Annotated in this window: 19 protein-coding genes and 1 pseudogene; 8 read left to right on the forward strand and 12 right to left on the reverse strand. The window is 70.6% G+C overall.

The features are described from left to right. The first annotated feature begins 136 nt into the window (after positions 1-136). Positions 137-1,495, forward strand: a complete 1,359-nt coding sequence (locus tag A5730_RS06760; protein WP_067897322.1) for a DUF349 domain-containing protein — start codon at positions 137-139, stop codon at positions 1,493-1,495. On the opposite strand, the gene A5730_RS06765 is transcribed toward A5730_RS06760, so the two are convergent. Genes A5730_RS06765 through recA form a run of 4 tightly spaced genes read right to left on the reverse strand, consistent with a single transcriptional unit; the run spans position 1,492 to position 5,179 of the window. Continuing rightward, positions 1,492-2,091 (reverse strand): hypothetical protein, encoded by a 600-nt coding sequence (locus A5730_RS06765; protein ID WP_067897325.1) that lies wholly within the window; start codon positions 2,089-2,091, stop codon positions 1,492-1,494. The genes A5730_RS06760 and A5730_RS06765 overlap by 4 nt on opposite strands. Next, a complete protein-coding gene (gene miaB / locus A5730_RS06770) occupies positions 2,088-3,587 on the reverse strand; it encodes a tRNA (N6-isopentenyl adenosine(37)-C2)-methylthiotransferase MiaB (RefSeq protein ID WP_255384665.1) in 1,500 nt (499 codons plus the stop codon). The genes A5730_RS06765 and miaB overlap by 4 nt, the downstream gene beginning before the upstream one ends. Positions 3,588-3,639: 52 nt before the next feature. Beyond that, positions 3,640-4,161 (reverse strand): recombination regulator RecX, encoded by a 522-nt coding sequence (gene recX / locus A5730_RS06775; protein ID WP_067897329.1) that lies wholly within the window; start codon positions 4,159-4,161, stop codon positions 3,640-3,642. Continuing rightward, positions 4,127-5,179, reverse strand: a complete 1,053-nt coding sequence (recA, locus tag A5730_RS06780) for a recombinase RecA (protein ID WP_067815356.1) — start codon at positions 5,177-5,179, stop codon at positions 4,127-4,129. Before recA ends, recX begins: the two co-directional genes overlap by 35 nt. 259 nt (positions 5,180-5,438) lie before the next feature. Between recA and A5730_RS06785 the strand changes: the two genes are divergently transcribed. Together A5730_RS06785 and A5730_RS06790 are read left to right on the forward strand one after the other, a co-directional pair. Beyond that, on the forward strand, positions 5,439-6,098 hold the full coding sequence (locus A5730_RS06785; protein WP_067897331.1) for a (2Fe-2S)-binding protein: 660 nt from the start codon (positions 5,439-5,441) through the stop codon (positions 6,096-6,098). A 39-nt stretch (positions 6,099-6,137) separates the two neighbouring features. Next, positions 6,138-6,755, forward strand: coding sequence for a flavodoxin family protein (locus tag A5730_RS06790; protein WP_055405291.1), 618 nt, complete (start codon positions 6,138-6,140; stop codon positions 6,753-6,755). Between the two features lie 9 nt (positions 6,756-6,764). Here A5730_RS06790 and A5730_RS06795 read toward each other — a convergent pair whose 3' ends face one another. The 3 genes from A5730_RS06795 to A5730_RS06805 are packed head-to-tail and all read right to left on the reverse strand — an operon-like array spanning position 6,765 to position 8,452. Further along, the gene (locus tag A5730_RS06795; RefSeq protein WP_055405292.1) at positions 6,765-6,959 is read right to left on the reverse strand and encodes a DUF3046 domain-containing protein; all 195 of its coding nucleotides are present in this window, start codon (positions 6,957-6,959) and stop codon (positions 6,765-6,767) included. Positions 6,960-7,002: 43 nt separating this feature from the next. Then, positions 7,003-7,266, reverse strand: a complete 264-nt coding sequence (locus A5730_RS06800; RefSeq protein ID WP_067897334.1) for a DUF732 domain-containing protein — start codon at positions 7,264-7,266, stop codon at positions 7,003-7,005. Between the two features lie 19 nt (positions 7,267-7,285). Continuing rightward, positions 7,286-8,452: a glycosyltransferase gene (locus tag A5730_RS06805; protein WP_067897337.1), complete on the reverse strand. Its 1,167-nt coding sequence runs from the start codon at positions 8,450-8,452 to the stop codon at positions 7,286-7,288. Positions 8,453-8,505: 53 nt separating this feature from the next. Here A5730_RS06805 and A5730_RS06810 point away from each other — a divergent pair, with 53 nt between their 5' ends. Continuing rightward, positions 8,506-8,937 (forward strand): limonene-1,2-epoxide hydrolase family protein, encoded by a 432-nt coding sequence (locus A5730_RS06810; RefSeq protein WP_055405295.1) that lies wholly within the window; start codon positions 8,506-8,508, stop codon positions 8,935-8,937. A gap of 1 nt (position 8,938) precedes the next feature. On the opposite strand, the gene A5730_RS06815 is transcribed toward A5730_RS06810, so the two are convergent. From A5730_RS06815 to pgsA, 4 genes are all read right to left on the reverse strand, one after another. Then, on the reverse strand, positions 8,939-9,748 hold the full coding sequence (locus A5730_RS06815) for a hypothetical protein (protein WP_067897339.1): 810 nt from the start codon (positions 9,746-9,748) through the stop codon (positions 8,939-8,941). A gap of 9 nt (positions 9,749-9,757) precedes the next feature. Continuing rightward, a complete protein-coding gene (pspA, locus tag A5730_RS06820; protein WP_055405297.1) occupies positions 9,758-10,585 on the reverse strand; it encodes a phage shock protein PspA in 828 nt (275 codons plus the stop codon). Between the two features lie 117 nt (positions 10,586-10,702). Next, positions 10,703-11,044: a transcriptional regulator ClgR gene (clgR, locus tag A5730_RS06825; protein WP_067897342.1), complete on the reverse strand. Its 342-nt coding sequence runs from the start codon at positions 11,042-11,044 to the stop codon at positions 10,703-10,705. 115 nt (positions 11,045-11,159) lie between these two features. Continuing rightward, positions 11,160-11,759, reverse strand: a complete 600-nt coding sequence (pgsA, locus tag A5730_RS06830) for a CDP-diacylglycerol--glycerol-3-phosphate 3-phosphatidyltransferase (protein ID WP_067897345.1) — start codon at positions 11,757-11,759, stop codon at positions 11,160-11,162. Between the two features lie 56 nt (positions 11,760-11,815). Between pgsA and A5730_RS06835 the strand changes: the two genes are divergently transcribed. Then, entirely contained in the window at positions 11,816-12,331 is a 516-nt protein-coding gene (locus A5730_RS06835) for an amino-acid N-acetyltransferase (RefSeq protein WP_197506175.1), read from the forward strand. 88 nt (positions 12,332-12,419) lie between these two features. Here A5730_RS06835 and A5730_RS06840 read toward each other — a convergent pair. After that, positions 12,420-15,072, reverse strand: a pseudogene (locus A5730_RS06840) (DNA translocase FtsK 4TM domain-containing protein). Between A5730_RS06840 and A5730_RS06845 the strand changes: the two are divergent. From A5730_RS06845 to A5730_RS06855, 3 genes are read left to right on the forward strand one after another with little or no spacing between them, the layout of a single operon-like run. After that, complete coding sequence (locus tag A5730_RS06845) at positions 15,071-15,385, forward strand: putative quinol monooxygenase (RefSeq protein WP_067897351.1); 315 nt, start codon at positions 15,071-15,073, stop codon at positions 15,383-15,385. The pseudogene A5730_RS06840 and the gene A5730_RS06845 overlap by 2 nt on opposite strands. Beyond that, complete coding sequence (locus A5730_RS06850) at positions 15,382-16,203, forward strand: mycofactocin-coupled SDR family oxidoreductase (protein WP_067897531.1); 822 nt, start codon at positions 15,382-15,384, stop codon at positions 16,201-16,203. The genes A5730_RS06845 and A5730_RS06850 overlap by 4 nt, the downstream gene beginning before the upstream one ends. Positions 16,204-16,209: 6 nt before the next feature. Beyond that, positions 16,210-17,082: an SAM-dependent methyltransferase gene (locus A5730_RS06855; protein WP_067897354.1), complete on the forward strand. Its 873-nt coding sequence runs from the start codon at positions 16,210-16,212 to the stop codon at positions 17,080-17,082. Positions 17,083-17,098 lie beyond the last annotated feature (16 nt).

Here is a 17,098-nt window from a genome sequence, read left to right on the forward strand (position 1 = left end):
CCGCCAAGCTGCTTGAATACTGTTGAGCAGCTGTTGGGAAGGGCCGAGCCGGCCGACCGACGGGTGCAGCAGACGGTGCCGCTACGCGCGGCAGGTGCGCGGAATCTCGACCGCGCGAAGGGTAGGTGACGAGCGCATGACGGCAGACGAACCCCGCGGCGAAGACCCGGCTGGGTCGGCGCCCCAACCGGTTTCGCGCCCGGTGCCCCGCCCGGGACCGCGTCCCGGTCCCCGGCCGTCGAGCTCCCCGCGACCCACCGCCCACCCGGTGCCGCCGCCCCCGCGCAGCAATCCGCACCAGTTCGGGCGCGTCGACGACGACGGCACGGTCTGGCTGATCACCGCCGGCGGCGAGCGCATCGTCGGCTCGTGGCAGGCCGGTGACCGGGAAGCCGCTTTCGCCCACTTCGGCCGCCGCTTCGACGACCTGAGCACCGAGGTCACGCTGATGGAGGAGCGGCTCGCGGCGGGAACCGGTGACGTCCGCAAGATCAAAGCCCACGCCTCCGAGCTGGCCGAATCGTTGCCAACCGCGGCCGTGCTGGGCGACTTGGACGCGCTGGCCGGCCGGCTGAGCAGCCTCGTCGAGCAGGCCGAGGCCGCCGTCGCCGAGGAGCGTTCGCGCCGCGACGAGCTTCGCGCCACCCAGACCGCGCGCAAGGAGGCGCTGGCCGCCGAGGCCGAGGAGTTGGCCGCCAACTCGACGCAGTGGAAGGCCGCCGGCGACCGGCTGCGGGCCATCCTCGACGAGTGGAAGACCATCAGCGGCCTGGACCGCAAGGTCGACGACGCGCTGTGGAAGCGCTATTCGGCGGCCCGGGAGGCCTTCAACCGCCGGCGCGGCTCCCATTTCGCCGAACTGGACCGGGAACGCGTGGGCGTGCGCCAGGCCAAGGAGCGGCTCTGCGAACGCGCCGAGGAGTTGTCCGATTCGACGGACTGGACCGCCACCAGCGCCGAGTTCCGCAAGCTGCTCACGGAGTGGAAGGCGGCCGGGCGCGCGGCCCGGGACGTCGACGACGCCCTGTGGCGGCGGTTCAAGGCGGCCCAGGACGTGTTCTTCACGGCCCGCAACGCGGCGACGGCGGAGAAGGACGCCGAGTTGCGGGCCAACGCCACCGCCAAGGAGGCGCTGCTGGCCGAGGCGGAAAAGATCGACACCAGCAACCACGACGCGGCCCGGGCGGCGCTGCGCTCGATCGCCGAGAGGTGGGACGCGATCGGCAAGGTGCCGCGGGAACGGTCCGCCGAATTGGAACGCCGGCTGCGGGCGGTCGAGAAGAAGGTGCGCGACGCGGGCGAGGCCGATTGGTCGGATCCGCAGGCGCAGGCGCGCGCCGAGCAGTTCCGCGTTCGCGCCGAACAGTACGAGCAGCAGGCCCAGAAGGCCGAGGCGGCCGGTCGCACCAAGGAGGCGCAAGAGGCCAAGGCGAACGCCGAACAGTGGCGGCAGTGGGCGCAGGCCGCCGCCGAGGCGTTGACCCGTAAGCCCTAGGCGTCGGGGTCCGGGGGCGCCGGCTTGGCCGTGTCGTCGTCCAGGCTGTCGAGCAGCGTCCTCGACTGCTGCTGCGCCGCGACCCGGCGCCGCTGCTCCTCGGCGGCGAGCTGCACGATGGTGCGCGACCACACCACCCGCGCCCACTGGTAGGTCAGCGCAAGGACGACGATCCAGGCCGCGATCAGGCCGACCCCGGGACCGGGATGGCCGGCGGACACCGTCTGGCGCGACCAGATCGCCAACAGCCCAGCGGCGCCGGCGAGGGCGGAACCCGCCAGCGCGGTCCAGGCCAGCGCCCAGCGCCGCGTCACCAGCGCCAGCATCGAGAACCCGACGCCGAACACCAGGGCCAGCCAGGCGAATACCCGCGACGGCAGCGCCACCGCGGCCGCGCCGGCCCCATGGCTGCTGAACAACACGTCCCAGCCGCGGACGGCGCCGGTGTGCGGCAGGATGAACGACCCCAGCAGCACGAAGACCAGGATCGCCACCACGAAACCGCGTGGGCCCGGGTCGAATCCGCGCGCCACCCGGCGCTCGGCGGCCTCGATCTCGGTTCGCAGGGCGTCGAGGTCGGGGTGTTCTTCGTTCATCGGGCACATCCCAGGGGTTCTATCGGTTCGGCGGGGTCGGTGGGCGGTCCGACGGCGGGTATGCCCAGGCCGATGCCGCGCGGGCGCTGGCCCGTGGCGTGCGCGTCGCCCGCGCGGGTGCGGCGGTGGCTGAGGATGCCGGCGTCGGCGATCAGGTGGTGCGGGGCGGCCTGGGTGACCACCGCCGTGACGACGTCACCGGGTCGCACCGTGTCGTCGGCGCTGAAGTGCACCAGGCGGCCGTCGCGGGCGCGGCCGGTCATCCGCGCCGTGCGGCTGTCCTTGCGCCCCTCGCCGGCGGCGACCAGCAATTCCACGGTCTGGCCGACCAGCGCGAGATTACCCTCCAGCGAGATCTGCTCCTGCAGCTCGACCAGCCGCTCGTAGCGTTCCTGCACAACGGCTTTCGGCAGCTGCCCGTCGAGTTCGGCGGCCGGGGTGCCGGGCCGCTTGGAGTACTGGAAGGTGAAGGCGGCCGCGAACCGCGCCTGCCGCACCACGTCCAGCGTGGCGGCGAAGTCCTCTTCCGTCTCACCGGGGAAGCCGACGATCAGGTCGGTGGTGATGGCGGCGTGCGGCATGGCCGCGCGCACCCGGTCGATGATGCCGAGGTACCGCTCGGCGCGGTAGGAGCGCCGCATCGCGCGCAGCACCCGGTCGGAGCCCGACTGCAGCGGCATGTGCAGCGCGGGGCAGACATTCGGCGTCTGCGCCATCGCCTCGATGACGTCGTCGGTGAATTCGGCCGGATGCGGGGAGGTGAACCGCACCCGCTCCAGCCCGTCGACGTCCCCGCACGCCCGCAGCAGCCGCGCGAACGCGCCGCGATCGCGGGGCAGCGCCGGGTCGGCGAATGACACGCCGTAGGCGTTGACGTTCTGGCCCAGCAGCGTGACTTCGAGCACGCCGTCGTCCACCAGCGCCCGCACCTCGGCCAGGACGTCCGCCGGGCTGCGGTCGACCTCCTTGCCGCGCAGCGACGGGACGATGCAGAACGTGCAGCTGTTGTTGCACCCGACCGAGACGGAAACCCAAGCGGCGTAGGCGGATTCGCGGGCGCTCGGCAGCGAGGACGGAAACTCCTGCAGCGACTCGGCGATCTCCACCTGGGCGGCCCGGTTGTGCCGGGCCCGTTCGAGCAGCGTGGGCAGCGACCCGATGTTGTGCGTGCCGAAGACGACGTCGACCCACGGCGCCTTGCGCAGCAGGGCGTGCCGGTCCTTCTGGGCCAGACACCCGCCGACCGCGATCTGCATCTCGGGATTGCCGCGCTTGCGCGGGGCCAGGTGGCTGAGGTTGCCGTACAGCTTGTTGTCGGCGTTCTCGCGCACCGCGCACGTGTTGAAGACGACCACGTCGGCGTCGGCCCCCTCGGGCGCCCGCTGGTAGCCGGCCGCTTCCAGCAGCCCCGCCAACCGCTCGGAATCATGGACGTTCATCTGGCAGCCGTAGGTGCGCACCTGGTAGGTGCGCGCGGGAGCCAGCGTCGAAGTCACGGGGCCATGGTACGGCGAGCGGTCGGCACGCGAGAAACCGCACGTCACCGGCCTAGACTCGGCGGCGCTCCCGTTCGGCGGCCAGCTCGGCGAGGACGACCTCGCACGCCAGATTCTGGCTGTAGCCGCGCCGCGCCAGCATCCCGACCAGTCGGCGGGTCACCCGCGCGTCGTCGCCGTCGAGCGCCTCCCGCCGCAGCTTGGTCCGCACCAACTGCTCGGCCCGGTCCCGTTCGGCGCCGGCGTCGATGTCCGAGAGCGCCGCGGCGATGACCTCCCGGTCGACCCCCTTGGTGCGCAGCTCGGCGGCCAGCGCCCGCCTGCTTTTGCCGGCCGTCGCCCGGCGCGACCGCACCCACTGTTGAGCGAAGTCGGTGTCATCGACCAGGCCGACCGCGGCGAGCCGGTCGAGCACCGAAGCGCTGACGTCCTCGGGGTAGCCACGCTTGGCCAGTTGGCCGTGCAGCTCGGACCGGGTGCGCGCTCTCGCGGTGAGCAGACGCAGGCACAGCGTCCGCGCCTGCTCCTCGCGGGAGGGCTCAGAAATCGACGGGGGCGGGCAGGACGCTGTCATCGGACAAGCCATCGGTCACGACCGCGCCGATGCCGAGCTTTTCCTTGATCTTCTTCTCGATCTCGTTGGCGACCTCGTCGTTTTCCATCAGGAAGGTGCGGGCGTTCTCCTTGCCCTGGCCGAGCTGCTCGCCCTCGTAGGTGAACCAGGAGCCGGACTTGCGGATGAAGCCCTGCTCCACACCCATGTCGATCAGCGAGCCTTCCTTGCTGATCCCCTGGCCGTAGAGGATGTCGAACTCGGCCTGCTTGAAGGGCGGCGCCACCTTGTTCTTGACGATCTTGACCCGGGTGCGGTTGCCGACCGCGTTGGTGCCGTCCTTGAGCGTCTCGATCCGGCGCACGTCCATGCGCACCGACGCGTAGAACTTCAATGCCTTTCCACCGGTGGTGGTTTCGGGGCTGCCGAACATCACCCCGATCTTCTCGCGCAGCTGGTTGATGAAGATCGCGGTGGTGCCCGAATTGTTCAGCGCGCCAGTCATTTTCCGCAGCGCCTGGCTCATCAGCCGGGCCTGCAGCCCGACGTGGCTGTCCCCCATCTCGCCCTCGAGCTCCGCGCGCGGCACCAGCGCCGCCACCGAGTCGATGACCAGGATGTCCAGGGCGCCGGAACGGATCAGCATGTCGGCGATCTCCAGGGCCTGCTCCCCCGTGTCGGGCTGGCTGACCAGCAGGGAATCGGTGTCCACGCCTAGCTTCTTGGCGTACTCCGGATCCAGGGCGTGCTCGGCGTCGATGAAGGCCGCGACGCCGCCGGCGGCCTGGGCGTTGGCCACGGCGTGCAGGGCGACGGTGGTCTTACCCGAGGATTCCGGGCCGTAGATCTCCACCACCCGGCCGCGGGGCAGGCCGCCGATGCCCAGGGCCACGTCCAGGGCGATGGATCCGGTCGGGATGATCGAGATCGGCTGACGCGTCTCGTCGCCGAGTCGCATCACCGAGCCTTTGCCGTAGCTCTTTTCGATCTGGGCCATCGCCAGGTCGAGAGCCTTCTCGCGGTCGGGGGCTTGCGCCATGGTGCCTCTCCTATGGTTCGTTGTGTTCGGTGACCGGTGTCGGTCGGTTGGCCGTGACAGTAGAGAAGGCCACCGACAAGTTGACTCACCGAACGTTTCCCACAGTAGACGAACACTTGTTCGATTCAAGCGGACACGCCGAACCCCGGTAATCGCGTGTGGCAACATCTGCCCCCGAAAGGGCCGACGGGGCACATCCGGGACGCCGCACCCGGGAGCCCGACAACCGGGGCGGATCCCCCCCTTACGAGGCGCACACATGGACATCTCCGCCGAGCTGGCCGAAATCGCTTCCTACGGAGGGTTTTTCGCGTTGACCGTGGGTGGCGCGGCGGCCGGATGGCACCCGGTCGGGCAGTCCTACGCCGACGGCTTCACCGACCTGGTTGACGCCACCGCCCGGCGCTATCACACGACGGACCGGCGGGTCGCCGCCTCGCTGGTTCATCTCGGCCACGCCAGCCGGCTGTGGTCACCCGTGCTCGCCTGCGCCGTCGGCCACGGTGTCGTCCCGGACCTGGGCGCCCTGCAGCGCGCCGACGACGGGGCGCCGCTGCGCTTGCCCGCGCCCGTCGGGATCCCGGCCGCCTCCCCCGACGCGCTGTACCGGGTGGTCGTGCGCGACCACCTGGAACCGCTCGCCGCCGGCCTGCGGGTGGGGCTGGCGCCCGCCCTGCTCGCGGGCAACATCGCGTCCGCGCTCGCCGGGGCCGCCCGGGCGCTGCTGGCGGCGCGGCCCGACCTGGGCCCGCGGATCGCCGAAACGACCCGGGCGCTGCTGGGCATCGGCGTGCTGGCCGGGTCGGGCGTCGTCACGGGCGCGGACCTGGGCTTCAAACGCCGCAGTTGCTGCCTCTTCTACCGCCTGCCCGGGCGAGCGGTCTGCGGCGATTGCGTGTTCGAGACGCCGCCGGGCTAGCCGTCGTTTGCCCTTGTCGCGCAGGGGTAATCGGTCGTCATGTCCACAGATTCCCTGCGCGCCCTCGCCCTGACCTGCTCGTTGAAGAAGAGCCCGGAGCCGTCGAGCAGCGAGCTGATCGCCGATCAGGTGCTCGCCCAACTGCGCCGCGCGGGCGTGGACGGCGAGAAGGTGCGCTGCGTGGACCTGGCGCTGCTGCCCGGCGTGGAAGCCGACATGGGCCCCGGCGACGAGTGGCCGGCGCTGCTGGAGAAGATCACGGCGGCCGACATCGTCGTGCTGTCGACGCCCACCTGGGTCGGCCACATGTCCAGCGTCGCGCAGCGCGTCCTGGAGCGCCTCGACGCGGCGATCTCCGACAAGGACGACGCCGGACGGCCCCGGATGGTGGGCAAAGTGGCCCTGGCGGCGGTCGTGGGAAACGAGGACGGCGCCCACAAGATCGTCGCCGACCTGTTTCAGGCGCTCAACGACATCGGGTTCTCGATCCCCGCGCAGGGCTGCACCTACTGGAACGGCGAGGCGATGCAGGGGACCAACTTCAACGACCTGGACGACGTGCCGGAGGCGGTGGCCGCCACGACCGAAACGGCGGCCCGCAACGCCGTGCACCTGGCGAAGCTACTGCGGCAGCACGAATACCCGCCCTACGAATAAGCCGCGCACTCACCACTGTTCGCGCGGCACGTCGAAGTCGACGCACAGGGCCCGCCACACGTCGCGGGGTTCGACCCCGTCCTCGATCGCCTGGGCGGCGGTGCGGCCGTCGAACACGGTCAGCACATGATCCGCCAGCACCGAAGACCCGTACGCCGCACCGAATCGCAGGACCACCCGCTCGTTGAATTCCGTTAGCCGCACGCCAGCAAGATACCCACCGGACGGCGATCGGACACCGCGCGCGTCACCGCCAGCTCGCCGGCAGGTCGGCCAGGTGGTTGGGGCAGTAGTCCTGGACGGCCTCGGAGATGACGGTCCGCGCGCGCTGCGCCGACATCCGCGAGCGCAACTGCATGAAGGCGTATTCGACCGGAGCCAAACTCTGCTCGGCGGCCGCCGGGTCGTCCATCAGCTGGCACGCCTGCTGCTCATCGCCGGCGTCGGCGTGCGCGACGCCCGCGCCGAACATCAGGGCGAGCAGCACGCCGCCGGCGGCGATCGTCCTCATTGCCGTTGCCCTCCCCCCGTCATCCCGCCATCGCCAACGCCTCGTGGCACACCCGCACCGGATCGGCCACGCCGGCGATGCTGGCGGCCGCCGCCTGGGCGGCGGCCCGATAACGGGGCGACGACAGCACCTCGTTCACCGCGGCCACCAGCGCCTCGGCTGTGAACGGCCGGATCAGCCGTCCGCTGCCCTGGCGGACCACCCGGTTGGCCATCTCCCACTGATCGCCGCCGCCGGGCACCGCCACCACCGGCACCCCCGCCAGCAACGTCTTGGCGACCATGCCGTGCCCGCCGCCGCAGATCACCAGGTCGGCGTGGGTCAACAGCTGGGCCTGGCTGCCCAGCCCGACCACCGCCCACGGCGGCACCCGCAGCTCCGCCCCGCCCAACCGGGAGACCACCAGCCGGGACCCGGCCGGCAGCGTCTCCCCCGGTCGCAGCTGCGCCAGCGCGGCCTCGGCCAGCCCCTCGGTGCCGGTCAACGCGGTCGACGGCGCCACCACCACGACGGGTCCCGAGCCCGCCGGGATGTCCAGCACGCGATCGGTCGGTTCGAAGTGCAGCGGGCCCACCAGCACGGCCTCGGCCGGCCAGTCCGGCCGCGGCACCTCGAGGGCGGGCAGGGTGGCGATCAGCCGCCGCAGCGGCCCCGGGTCGCGGGCCGGCAATCCGATTTCGACCCGCACGGCCGCGCGCTGGCGCAGGCCCGCGCGCCACGACCTCGCGGTGAGCGCGCGCATGGTGGCATCGCGCAGCCGGCCGCGGATGCCGGTGCCCGGTGCCAGTCCGCTGCCGATCGGCGGCAGTCCCTTGGAAGGCAGGTACAGCGGGTGCGGGTTCAGCTCGATCCACGGGATGCCCAGCAGCTCGGCCGCCATCCCGCCGCCGGCGGTGATGACGTCGGACACCACCAGGTCGGGCGCCAGCTCGCGCAGCGCCGGCACGTTGAGGACGGCCATCCGCGCGGCTCGCCGGTGAATCCGGGCCCCGGCGTCGACGTCATCGTCGGTGGCTGCCAGGCCGTCCAGCGGGGCGGCGCCGATGCCGGCGGCGCGGGCGGGGTCGACCCACTCGTCGCCGGTGAAAAGCGTGGGCTCGTCGCCGGCTTCGGCGAAGCGTTGGCACAGCGCGATCGCCGGAAACGAGTGCCCGGGATCCGGCCCGGCGACCACGGCGACGCGCATCGGCCTTACCCTGCCACAGCGCGCGGCCGCGACGCTCGCCTACGCTGGCACTCATGACCGAGCTGACTGGGACAGGCGTCGCGAACACCCGCACGGTCGAGGGTTTCCTGAACGCCCTGCAGGACGCGGATTACGACACCGCCGACGCGGCACTGGCCGACAACCTCGTCTACGAGAACGTGGGGTTGCCGACCATTCACGGCCGCGCCAGAGCGATGAAGCTGTTTCGCCAGATGGACGGCCGGGCCGCCTTCGAGGTGAAGATCCACCGCATCGCCGCCGACGGCGGGGCGGTGCTCACCGAGCGCACCGACGCCCTGATCTTCGGCCCGGTCCGGCTGCAGTTCTGGGTGTGCGGCGTGTTCGAAGTTCAGGACGGGCGAATCACGTTGTGGCGCGACTACTTCGACTTCTTCGACATGTTGAAGGCCACCGTTCGCGGCCTGGCGGCGGTGGTGCTGCCGTCGCTCAAAGCGACGTTCTAGGCTAGCTGGCGCCCCGCAGGCCGCCGAGTTCGTCGAAGGCCTGCGCCCAGCCGACCAGGCGGTCGGTGGCTCCGGTCAGCTCGGCGCGGTAGCGCTGCGACGCGGCCAACTGATCGCCGTTGGCCGAGGACACCAATTGCGCTGCGGCGGTGACCATCTCGTTGTACTGGCGGACGCCTGCGCTCAGCTGCGCGGTGAACGCGTTGATGGTGGGCACGAGGTAGGACCGCGATGATTCGCTGGACTGGGCCGCCCGCTCCATCGACACCACCTCCGCGGCGGTGGCCGCCATGGCCGCCGAGCTCTTGTCGGCCGCCGCGGTCAGGTCGCGGATTTCCGCGGTCGGCAACATCGAGCCCCGCTCGATCACGTTCAACAGCGACAGGAACCCGCGTTCGGAAGCGCCCAGCGCGTACATCGCGGGCCGCGCCGCCGAGCCGGGCGGCGGCAGCCGGCGCACGTTCGTCGGGCGGGGCGTGGGCAACGGCTCGGCGCGCAACCACCGGTAGCGCAGCAGCAACAGCGTCGCGGGGATCGCCATCACGACCGCGACGGCGCCGGTGATCTCCAGCAGCAGCGCGAACCAACCCCACGCCGCCAGCAGTATCGTCACCGCCGCCCAGAACACGCAACCGGCGGCGAATATCAGGCCCCACCGCAGCGCGCGGCGCTGCCGCCGCAGCAGCCGCGCACGCGGATCCGTTGCGGCACTGATCTTCTGGGCCACCAGGTCGGACAGGTCGGCGGCGGTGGCCAACCCGCGCCCCAGCAGCGAGCGCCAGAGCCCGCGCTGCGTCCCGCTCACCGACACGACACCGGCTTACTGGCCAAAGGGTTTCTCCGTGACCGCGCCCCCGGTGGTCTCGGCGGGAGCGGGGGTCGCGGGGGTCGCCCCGGCGGCGGGCGTGCCACCGGTCGGCAGCGCTTCGCCGCGCATCGAGGCGCGGATCTGCTCGAGCCGGGAGTGGCCGGCCATCTGCACCCCGGCCTGTTCGACCTCGAGCATGCGGCCCTGCACCGAGCCCTGCGCGAGCTCGGCCGCGCCGACCGCATTGGCGTAGCGGCGCTCGATCTTGTCGCGCACCTCGTCGAGGCTGGGCACGTTGCCGGGCGCGGCGATCTCGCTCATCGACCGCAGCGAGGCGCTCACCTGCTCCTGCATCTTGGCCTGCTCGAGCTGGCTGAGCAGCTTGGTGCGCTCGGCGATCTTCTGCTGCAGCACCATCGCGTTCTGCTCGACCGCCTTCTTGGCCTGGGCGGCGGCGCTCAGCGCCTGATCGTGCAGCGTCTTGAGGTCCTCGACGCTCTGCTCGGCGGTCACCAACTGGGCTGCGAACGCCTCGGCGGCGTTGTTGTACTCGGCGGCCTTGGCGGCGTCACCTGAGGCGGTGGCCTGGTCGGCCAGCGTCAGGGCCTGACGCACGTTGACCTGGAGCTTTTCGATGTCCGCGAGTTGCCGGTTGAGCCGCATTTCCAGCTGGCGCTGGTTGCCGATCACCTGGGCCGCCTGCTGGGTCAGCGCCTGATGCGTGCGTTGCGCTTCCTCGATGGCCTGCTGAATCTGCACTTTGGGGTCGGCGTGCTCGTCGATCTTCGCGTTGAACAGCGCCATGAGGTACTTCCACGCTTTGACGAACGGATTGGCCATGAGTGAGCTCCGCCTTCGCTTCTTGTGGGCCGGACGGCCCCTGGATGGGCCGTCGCTTGTCGCTCAATTTAGTGGGTCGACGCCCATCGCCCCACCCCTAACGCCGGATCCCCGCGCTCAGGCGATCGCCAGGGAGGCGACCGGCGGGATGACGACCTTGGTGTCGACGTCGATGCTGGGGCCGCGCAGCCCGTCGGCGGGCGCGGCGTGTTCGTGAGCCCGTTCGACGCCTGCCATCCGCTCGCCGGCGTCGGTGAGCACCGACGACAGCGGCACCTGCAACGCCTCGCAGATCGCGTTGAGCAGTTCGCTGGACGGCTCCTTGCGGCCCCGCTCCACCTCGGACAGATACCCGAGGCTCACCCGCGCCGAATCGGACACCTCGCGCAGCGTGCGGCCCTGCGTCATGCGGGCCTCGCGCAGCACGTCGCCGATGACCTCGCGCACCAATGGCGGCATTTCTGCCCTCCTTCGTCCAGTCAGCCCGCCCGGCACGTGATCGGCCGCGTTCGGCAGGCGCTCATTACGTGAAACGCCGGCGGTGGGGTCTTGGTTCCCGTTCGGCGGCCGAGATTCAGTCGGCGGTCCGGCGTATTTCCCGCACGGTCGAGACGACGTAGTCGATGCCGGTGACGACCGTCAGCAGGATGGCCGCCCCCATCACCACCGCGGCCGCGACCCGCAGCGGCCCGGTCAGCGGCAGGATGAACAAGCCGATCGCCACCACCTGGACGACGGTCTTGACCTTGCCGCCCCAGCTGGCGGGGATGACCCCGCGGCGGATCACGGCCAGCCGCAACACGGTCACCCCGAACTCGCGGGCCAGGATCAGCACCGTGACCCACCAGGGCAGGTCGCCGAGCATCGACAGCCCGATCAGCGCCGATCCGACCAGCGTCTTGTCCGCGATCGGGTCGACGAACGCGCCGAATTCGGTTGCCATGCCGTAGTTGCGGGCCAACAGGCCGTCCAGCCGGTCGGTGATGCACGCGATCGCGAAGATCACGAAAGCCACAACCCGGAAGGCGATCTCGTGACCGTCCTTGGCGAACAGGGCCAGCAGGAAGATCGGGACCAGCACCAGGCGCAGCAACGTCAGGGTGTTGGCGAGGTTTGCGATATGAGCGCGGGCCGGTGGCCCCGTAAGCGGACCCGTTTGCGGCTGCCCCGACACCGCAACAGAATAACCGGTGACCAGCGCACCCGTCCCCGATGTCGATACTGTTAGCCGTGACCGAAAGTTCGCATGACTACCGACCGGTGGTGCGCCGCGCGCGAACGTCCGATGTCCCCGCGATCAAGCAACTCGTCGACACCTATGCGGGAAAGATCCTGCTCGAGAAGAATTTGGTGACGTTGTACGAGGCCATCCAGGAATTCTGGGTGGCCGAATGCGAGGGCAAGGTCGTCGGGTGCGGCGCGCTGCACGTGATGTGGTCCGACCTGGGCGAGGTCCGCACGGTCGCCGTGGACCCGGCTATGACCGGCCACGGCATCGGCCACGCGATCGTCGACCGGCTGCTCGAGGTCGCGCGCGAACTGCAGCTGAAGCGGCTGTTCGTGCTGACCTTCGAGACGGAGTTCTTCGGCAAGCACGGCTTCACCGAGATCGAGGGCACGCCGGTGACCGCCGAGGTGTTCGAGGAGATGTGCCGCTCCTACGACATCGGTGTCGCCGAGTTCCTGGACCTGAGCTACGTCAAGCCCAACATCCTGGGCAACTCCCGGATGCTGCTGGTGCTCTGACTCAGCTGACCGCCGAACGTGAACTAAGGGCGGAAAATCGGCCGAAATTCCGCCCTCAGTTCACGTTCGGCGACCTGGCGACCCGGGATCAGTCCTCGGGGTCGCCGCCGTCGGCGTCGGCGCCGCCGCGGATCAGGGCCAGCGTGCCGGCCAGCTCGTCGGGCTTGACCAGCACCTCGCGCGCCTTGGATCCCTCGCTGGGCCCGACGATGCCGCGGGTCTCCATCAGGTCCATCAGCCGGCCGGCCTTGGCGAAGCCGACGCGCAGCTTGCGCTGCAGCATCGAGGTGGAGCCGAACTGGCTGGACACCACCAGCTCGACCGCCTGCAGGAACACGTCCATGTCGTCGCCGATGTCGGGGTCGACGTCGGTGCGTTCGCCGGCCGGCTTGACCGTGGTGACGCCCTCGGTGTACTCGGGCTCGGCCTGCTCTTTGCACGCCCCGACAACAGCCTGGATCTCCTCGTCGGTGATGTAGGCGCCCTGCAGGCGCAGCGGCTTGCTCGCGCCCATCGGCAGGAACAGGCCGTCACCCATGCCGATCAGCTTCTCCGCGCCGGCCTGGTCCAGGATCACCCGGCTGTCGGTGAGCGACGACGTGGCGAACGCCAGCCGGGACGGCACGTTGGTCTTGATGAGCCCGGTGACCACGTCCACCGACGGGCGCTGGGTGGCCAGCACCAGGTGGATGCCCGCCGCGCGGGCCTTCTGGGTGATCCGCACGATGGCGTCCTCGACGTCGCGGGGCGCGGTCATCATCAGGTCGGCCAGCTCGTCGACGATCGCCACCACGTACGGGTAGGGCCGGTATTCGCGCTGGCTGCCCAGCGGCGCGGTGATGGCGCCCGACCGGACCTTCTCGTTGAAGTCGTCGATGTGGCGCACCCGGGAGGCCTGCATGTCCTGGTAGCGCTGCTCCATCTCCTCGACCAGCCACGCGAGCGCGGCCGCCGCCTTCTTCGGCTGGGTGATGATGGGGGTGATCAGGTGCGGGATGCCCTCGTACGGCGTGAGCTCCACCATCTTCGGGTCGATCAGGATCATCCTGACCTCCTCCGGGGTGGCCCGGGTCAGCAGCGACACCAGCATGGAGTTGACGAAGCTGGACTTCCCCGAACCGGTGGAGCCGGCGACCAACAGGTGCGGCATCTTGGCCAGGTTGGCCGAGATGAAGTCGCCCTCGATGTCCTTGCCCAGGCCGATCACCAGCGGGTGGTGGTCGCGCCGGGTCGACGGCGCGGTCAGCACGTCGGCCAGCCGCACCATCTCCCGATCGGTGTTGGGCACCTCGATGCCGACGGCGGACTTGCCGGGGATCGGGGCCAGCATGCGCACGCTCTCGGTGGCCACCGCGTAGGCGATGTTCTTCTGCAGCGCGGTGATCTTCTCCACCTTCACGCCCGGCCCCAGCTCGACCTCGTAGCGGGTGACCGTCGGCCCGCGGGTGCAGCCGGTGACCGCCGCGTCAACCTTGAACTGGGTGAGCACCTCGCCGATGGCCTCGGCCATGACGTTGTTGGCGGCGCTGCGCTTCTTGGGCGGGTCGCCGGCGATCAGCAGGCCCATCGAGGGCAGGGTGTAGGGCCCCTCGACGACCCGGTCCAGCACCTCGGTCTTCTTCTTCTCGCGGCGGCGGCTTTTCCCGATGGCCGGTTCCGGCGTGGTGGGAATGTCGTCCTCGTTGTCGCGCAGGGCCGGGGCCGGGTCCGCCGTCGGCCAGGCCTGCGGCCCATCGTCGGGAAGCGCGCTCTCGTCGTAGAAGTCTTCGGCCGCATCGGAATCCGCGTACTCGTCGTAGTCGTCGTACTCGTCGTAGTCGTCGCCGGGCAGCCGGGCGCCGACCATGGCGCGGACCGCGTCGGGCACCTCCCGGATGGTGGTCCCGGTGAGCAGCAGCAGGCCGAACATGAAGCCGATGAACAACAGCGGCGCCGCGATCCAGGCCGTCAGCCCGTCCGACAGCGGGCCGCCGATGGCGAAGCCGATGAATCCCGCCGCGCGGCGGCGCGCCTCCGGGTCCTCAGGCGAGCCGGACCACAGGTGGCGCAGGCCCAGCACGGACAGCGCGATCAGGGTGGCGCCCAGGATCAGCCTGGGGCGCGCGTCGGGGTTGGGCTGGGTGCGCATCAATGCCATCGCCACCACGGCGGTCACGACCGGGAGCGCCAGGACGCCCGCGCCGACGAAGGTGCGCAACAGCGTGTCCACCCAGGCGCCGACCGGCCCGGCGGCGCTGAACCAGGAGCTCGCCGCGACCACGACGGAGAGGCCCAGCAGCATCAGCGCGATCCCGTCGCGGCGGTGCCCCGGGTCGATGTCGCGGGCCCGCCCGATCGACCGGGCCGCCCCCCCGGTGCTGCGGGCGGCCATCAGCCAGGTGGCGCGCAGGGCGCGGCCGCCGGTCAGCCCGGCGGCCACCAGTAGCGAATGCTGACGCCGCTTGGCGGGCCTGCTCGGCCGCTTGCGGGGGGCCGCCGGCCGCGCGCGACCCGACCCGCTTCGCGAACTGGCCTTTGACCGGCTCGTTCGAGCTTTGGAGCGGGTGGCGGTCTTGTTAGCCATGTCGGCCAGGGTAGTCGCATCGATATCATCTGCACCACCCGCCACACTGGTAACGATTGGGGCTTGTGACCCATCTGACGGGTGGGTCGCGGTGCCGCCTGAGTAGGGTGGCAACCGGTGACCGAGGTAACAGAGCCATGCGCGTCACCCACCCCTTAGCCGCAGGAGGCCCCAGCATGCCCGTCGTCGTCGTTGCCACCTTGACCGTCAAACCCGAATCGGTCGACACAGTCCGCGACATCCTCACGCAGGCGGTGGAGGAAGTGCACAACGAACCGGGCTGCCAGGTGTACTCCTTGCACCAATCGGGCGAGACCTTCGTCTTCGTGGAGCAGTGGGCCGACCCCGAGGCGCTCAAGGCCCACAGCACCGCGCCCGCCGTCACCAAGATGTTCACCGCGGCCGGCGACCACCTGGCCGGGGCGCCGGACATCAAGATGCTGCAGCCGGTGCCCGCGGGCGACCCGGACAAGGGTCAGATCCGGTCCTGATGGGGCGGCCACTCGAGGGCAAGGTCGCCTTCATCACCGGCGTGGCGCGCGGCCAGGGTCGCGCGCACGCGGTGCGGCTGGCCTCCGACGGCGCAGACATCATCGGGGTCGACCTGTGTGATCAGATCGCCAGCGTCCCCTATCCGCTGGCCACCGAGGAAGAACTGGCGCAAACCGTCAAGCTGGTCGAGGACACCGGCGCGCGGATCGTGGCTGCCCGAGGCGACGTCCGCGACCGGGCCTCGCTGTCGGCCGCCCTGCAGGCGGGCCTGGACGAATTCGGCCGGCTCGACATCGTCGTGGCCAACGCCGGCATCGCCCCGATGCAATCCGGCGACGACGGCTGGCGCGACGTCATCGACGTCAACCTCACCGGCGTCTACAACACCATCAAGGCCGCCATCCCGACCATGGTCAAGCAGGGCACCGGCGGATCGATCGTGCTGATCAGTTCGAGCGCCGGCCTGGCCGGCGTGGGCAGCCCGGACGCGGGTTCCGTCGGTTATGCCGCCGCCAAGCATGGCGTGGTGGGCTTGATGCGGGTGTACGCGAATCTGCTTGCGACGCAGTATATTCGGGTGAACTCGATACATCCTTCCGGTGTCGAGACCCCGATGATCAACAACGAGTTCACCCGCGAATGGCTGGCGAAGATGGCCGCCGCGACCGAGACGCCGGGGGCCATGGGCAACGCCATGCCGGTGGAGGTGCTGGATGTGGAAGACGTCGCCAACGCGGTGGCGTGGCTGGTGTCCGACCAGGCCCGCTACATCACCGGCGTCACGCTGCCGGTCGATGCCGGCTTCTTGAACAAGTAGCGGCTTATGGCACGAAATCCCGCCGCGCAGACCGCCTTCGGCCCGATGGTCCTGGCGGCCGTCGAGCACAACGAGCCGCCGGGCCGACGGCTGGTGGACGACGACCTCGCCGAGCTGTTTCTGCCGCCGCCGCTGCGTTGGCTGGTGGCCGCGACGCGGGTCGCGCCGCTGCGTCGCTTGATGATCCGCGGATCGGAGTGGTCCGGCCGCGGGCTGTGGGCGAACCTGGCCTGCCGCAAGCGCTTCATCGGCGACAAGCTCGCCGAGGCACTCGACGGCATCGACGCGGTCGTCATCCTCGGCGCCGGGTTGGACACCCGCGCTTACCTGCTCACGCGGCAGGTGCGCATCCCGGTCTTCGAGGTCGACCTGCCGGTCAACATCGCCCGCAAGGTCAAGACGGTCCGGCGGGTGTTGGGCGGGCCGCCGATGTCGGTCCGCCAGGTGGCGCTGGACCTGGAGCGCGACGACCTGCTGACCGCCCTGGCCGAGCACGGCTACCGCACCGATTACCGGGCGTTCTTCATCTGCGAGGGCGTCACGCAATACCTGACGGAAGCCACCGTCCGACGGACCTTGGAGGGGTTGCGCGCGGCCGCCCCGGGCAGCCGGTTGGTATTCACCTACGTGCGCGGGGATTTCATCGACGGCACGAACCTGTACGGCACCCGCACGCTGTACCGCAGCGTGCGGCAGCGGCGGCAGTTGTGGCACTTCGGCCTACAGCCCGAGGACGTCGGTGCCTTCGTCGCGGAATACGGTTGGCGGCTGCTGGAGCAGGCCGGGCCCGACGAACTCGTCCGGCGCTACGTCGAACCCACCGGCCGCAAACTCGCTGCCTCCCAAATCGAATGGTCGGCCTACGCGGAGAAGTTGTAGGAGGGCGCACCCCAGG

This window comes from Mycobacterium sp. ACS4054, assembly GCF_001667275.1.
Lineage (GTDB): Bacteria > Actinomycetota > Actinomycetes > Mycobacteriales > Mycobacteriaceae > Mycobacterium.